Origin of the sequence: Alicyclobacillus mali NBRC 102425, assembly GCF_001570745.1 — a bacterium.
GTDB classification, from domain to species: domain Bacteria; phylum Bacillota; class Bacilli; order Alicyclobacillales; family Alicyclobacillaceae; genus Alicyclobacillus; species Alicyclobacillus mali.
In genome coordinates this window covers 1-4,709 of the sequence record NZ_BCSG01000065.1, presented here as the reverse complement: position 1 = coordinate 4,709, position 4,709 = coordinate 1, and the positions used below count along the sequence as shown (strand labels likewise).

Annotated in this window: 2 rRNA genes; both read left to right on the top strand. The window is 59.5% G+C overall.

What is annotated here, in order from left to right:
- Positions 1-83: 83 nt before the first annotated feature.
- A 16S ribosomal RNA gene (locus tag AMA01_RS13330) occupies positions 84-1,620 on the top strand.
- 111 nt (positions 1,621-1,731) lie between these two features.
- Positions 1,732-4,675 (top strand): 23S ribosomal RNA (locus AMA01_RS13325).
- The 16S and 23S rRNA genes sit together here, the layout of an rRNA operon.
- Positions 4,676-4,709 lie beyond the last annotated feature (34 nt).

The following is a 4,709-nucleotide window of genomic DNA, read 5'->3' as shown; positions in this document are numbered from 1 at the left end:
CGCGGGAATCGCTCCTTGAAAACTAAACACACGAGACCACCAAGCCCGTGAGTCATTGTGACCACAGGTCAGGATAGAGCAGTTGGATTGAGAGTTTGATCCTGGCTCAGGACGAACGCTGGCGGCGTGCCTAATACATGCAAGTCGAGCGGGTCTCTTCGGAGGCCAGCGGCGGACGGGTGAGGAACACGTGGGTAATCTGCCTTTCAGGCCGGAATAACGCCCGGAAACGGGCGCTAATGCCGGATACGCCCGCGAGGAGGCATCTTCTTGCGGGGGAAGGCCCAACTGGGCCGCTGAGAGAGGAGCCCGCGGCGCATTAGCTAGTTGGCGGGGTAACGGCCCACCAAGGCGACGATGCGTAGCCGACCTGAGAGGGTGACCGGCCACACTGGGACTGAGACACGGCCCAGACTCCTACGGGAGGCAGCAGTAGGGAATCTTCCGCAATGGGCGCAAGCCTGACGGAGCAACGCCGCGTGAGCGAAGAAGGCCTTCGGGTTGTAAAGCTCTGTTGCTCGGGGAGAGCGGCATGGGGGATGGAAAGCCCCATGCGAGACGGTACCGAGTGAGGAAGCCCCGGCTAACTACGTGCCAGCAGCCGCGGTAAAACGTAGGGGGCGAGCGTTGTCCGGAATCACTGGGCGTAAAGGGTGCGTAGGCGGTCGAGCAAGTCTGGAGTGAAAGTCCATGGCTCAACCATGGGATGGCTTTGGAAACTGCTTGACTTGAGTGCTGGAGAGGCAAGGGGAATTCCACGTGTAGCGGTGAAATGCGTAGAGATGTGGAGGAATACCAGTGGCGAAGGCGCCTTGCTGGACAGTGACTGACGCTGAGGCACGAAAGCGTGGGGAGCAAACAGGATTAGATACCCTGGTAGTCCACGCCGTAAACGATGAGTGCTAGGTGTTGGGGGGACACACCCCAGTGCCGAAGGAAACCCAATAAGCACTCCGCCTGGGGAGTACGGTCGCAAGACTGAAACTCAAAGGAATTGACGGGGGCCCGCACAAGCAGTGGAGCATGTGGTTTAATTCGAAGCAACGCGAAGAACCTTACCAGGGCTTGACATCCCTCTGACACCCTCAGAGATGAGGGGTCCCTTCGGGGCAGAGGAGACAGGTGGTGCATGGTTGTCGTCAGCTCGTGTCGTGAGATGTTGGGTTCAGTCCCGCAACGAGCGCAACCCTTGACCTGTGTTACCAGCGCGTTGAGGCGGGGACTCACAGGTGACTGCCGGCGTAAGTCGGAGGAAGGCGGGGATGACGTCAAATCATCATGCCCCTGATGTCCTGGGCTACACACGTGCTACAATGGGCGGAACAAAGGGAGGCGAAGCCGCGAGGCGGAGCGAAACCCAAAAAGCCGCTCGTAGTTCGGATTGCAGGCTGCAACTCGCCTGCATGAAGCCGGAATTGCTAGTAATCGCGGATCAGCATGCCGCGGTGAATACGTTCCCGGGCCTTGTACACACCGCCCGTCACACCACGAGAGTCGGCAACACCCGAAGTCGGTGAGGTAACCCCTCTGGGGAGCCAGCCGCCGAAGGTGGGGTCGATGATTGGGGTGAAGTCGTAACAAGGTAGCCGTACCGGAAGGTGCGGCTGGATCACCTCCTTTCTAGGGAGCAAGGGACGAGGGCTTGCGGGCTAGGTGGTAGGCGTGTGTTTAGTTTTGAGGGAGCGAGAGCTCTCTCGAAGGACCTTGGCAAGTGCATAGGGAGTATGGAAAGGTGAAGCTAGGAAGGGCACACGGTGGATGCCTAGGCGCCAAGAGCCGACGAAGGACGGGGCGAACGCCGAAATGCCACGGGGAGCCGTAAGCAGGCTTTGAGCCGTGGATGTCCGAATGGGGGAACCCGCTGGCGGGAAGCGCCAGCAGCTTGAGGTCGAAAGGCCTCGAGCGGGGAACCGGGGGAAGTGAAACATCTCAGTACCCCGAGGAAGAGAAAGCAAACGCGATTCCGTGAGTAGTGGCGAGCGAAAGCGGAAGAGCCTAAACCGGATGCGTGGGAAAGGCTGCAGCCGTTGCGCGTTCGGGGTTGAGGGGCTGTTTGTGGCGAGCTGCAGGGTAGCCAGCCCGAGTGGGTGTGTAGGAGAACGGTCTGGGAAGGCCGGCCGTAGACGGTGAGAGCCCGGTATCCGAAACGCACGCATGAGGGTGGAAACAGACCCCGAGTACTGCGGGACACGAGGAATCCCGTAGGAATCCGGGAGGACCACCTCCTAAGGCTAAATACTCCTTGGCGACCGATAGTGCACAAGTACCGTGAGGGAAAGGTGAAAAGGACCGCGGGAGCGGAGTGAAAGAGAACCTGAAACCGTGTGCCTACAAGCAGTCGGAGCACCGAGAGGTGTGACGGCGTGCCTTTTGTAGAATGAACCGGCGAGTGATGCGTGCGAGCGAGGTGAAGGCGAGGGAGCCTGAGCCGAAGCGAAAGCGAGTCTGAAGAGGGCGGGAGTTGGTGCGCATCGACCCGAAACCGGGTGATCTACCCCTGGTCAGGGTGAAGTGCGGGTAACACCGCATGGAGGCCCGAACCCACTGGCGTTGAAAAGCCAGGGGATGAACTGGGGGTAGGGGTGAAATGCCAATCGAACCCGGTGATAGCTGGTTCTCCCCGAAATAGCTTGAGGGCTAGCGTCAGGGGATGAGTTGTGGAGGTAGAGCACTGATGGGGTGCGGGGCCCGCGAGGGCTACCAAGCTTCGTCAAACTGCGAATGCCACAATGTCGAGGAACCTGGCAGTGAGACTGCGAGCGATAAGGTCCGTAGTCGAGAGGGAAACAGCCCAGACCCACAGCTAAGGTCCCAAAGTTCCGGTTGAGTGGGAAACGATGTGGCGCTGCGAAGACAACCAGGATGTTGGCTTAGAAGCAGCCACCATTGAAAGAGTGCGTAATAGCTCACTGGTCGAGTGGCGCTGCGCGGAAAATGGAACGGGGCTAAACCGGACACCGAAGCTTGGGATGGCGACATGGTAGGGGAGCGTTCCATGGGCGGAGAAGCTGAGCCGAGAGACTTGGTGGAGCGCATGGAAGTGAGAATGCCGGTATGAGTAGCGAAAAGAGGGGTGAGAATCCCCTCCGCCGAAAGCCCAAGGTTTCCTGGGGAAGGATCGTCCGCCCAGGGTCAGTCGGGACCTAAGGCGAGGCCGAAAGGCGTAGTCGAAGGAGAACAGGTTGACATTCCTGTACCACCGTAGGCGTTTGAGCGAAGGGGTGACGCAGGAGGACGAGGGAAGCGGCCGGATGGAAGAGGCCGTCCAAGCAGCGAGCGTGGGGTGTAGTGAAATGCGCACCCTGTAAAGCGTGAGCTGTGATGGGGAGGGAAGGACAGTACCGAAGTCCCGACGTTCACACTGCCGAGAAAAGCCTCTAGCGAGCTGAAGGTGCCCGTACCGGAAACCGACACAGGTGGGCGCGTGGAGAACACGGAGGCGCGCGGGAGAACTCTCGTTAAGGAACTCGGCAAAATGGCCCCGTAACTTCGGGAGAAGGGGCGCTCTTCCGGTGGGAAGAGCCGCAGTGAAAAGGCCCAAGCGACTGTTTAGCAAAAACACAGGTCTCTGCGAAGCCGAAAGGCGAAGTATAGGGGCTGACGCCTGCCCGGTGCTGGAAGGTTAAGAGGAGGGCTTAGGGGAGACCCGAAGGTCCGAATCGAAGCCCCAGTAAACGGCGGCCGTAACTATAACGGTCCTAAGGTAGCGAAATTCCTTGTCGGGTAAGTTCCGACCCGCACGAAAGGCGTAACGACTTGGGCGCTGTCTCAACGAGAGACCCGGTGAAATTGTAGTACCTGTGAAGATGCAGGTTACCCGCGGTTAGACGGAAAGACCCCGTGGAGCTTGACTGTAGCCTGATATGGGACAACGGTGTTGCATGTACAGGATAGGTGGGAGACGGAGAAGCTTGGGCGCCAGCCTGAGTGGAGTCGGCGTTGGGATACCACCCTTGTGACACGGTTGTTCTAACCGGCCTTGTGAGGACGCGAGGCGGGACAGTGTCAGGCGGACAGTTTGACTGGGGCGGTCGCCTCCTAAAGGGTAACGGAGGCGCCCAAAGGTTCCCTCAGCGCGGATGGAAATCGCGCGAAGCGTGCAAAGGCAAAAGGGAGCTTGACTGCGAGACGGACAGGTCGAGCAGGGACGAAAGTCGGGCTTAGTGACCCGGTGGTTCCGAGTGGAAGGGCCATCGCTCAACGGATAAAAGCTACCCCGGGGATAACAGGCTGATCTCCCCCAAGAGTTCACATCGACGGGGAGGTTTGGCACCTCGATGTCGGCTCATCGCATCCTGGGGCTGAAGTCGGTCCCAAGGGTTGGGCTGTTCGCCCATTAAAGCGGTACGCGAGCTGGGTTCAGAACGTCGTGAGACAGTTCGGTCCCTATCTGCCGCGGGCGTAGGATACGTGAGAGGGTTTGTCCCTAGTACGAGAGGACCGGGATGAACCGACCGCTGGTGTACCAGTTGTCCCGCCAGGGGCACCGCTGGGTAGCCAAGTCGGGAAGGGATAAGCGCTGAAAGCATCTAAGCGCGAAGCCTGCCTCGAGATGACGTATCCCATTCCGAGAAGGAAGTAAGACCCCTCGAAGACGACGAGGTGGATCGGTCTGGCGTGGAAGCGCAGTGATGCGTGGAGCGGACAGATACGAATCGGTCGAGGGCTTCACCTGAACGACTCCCTATGCACCAAGACAAGGGCCAAAA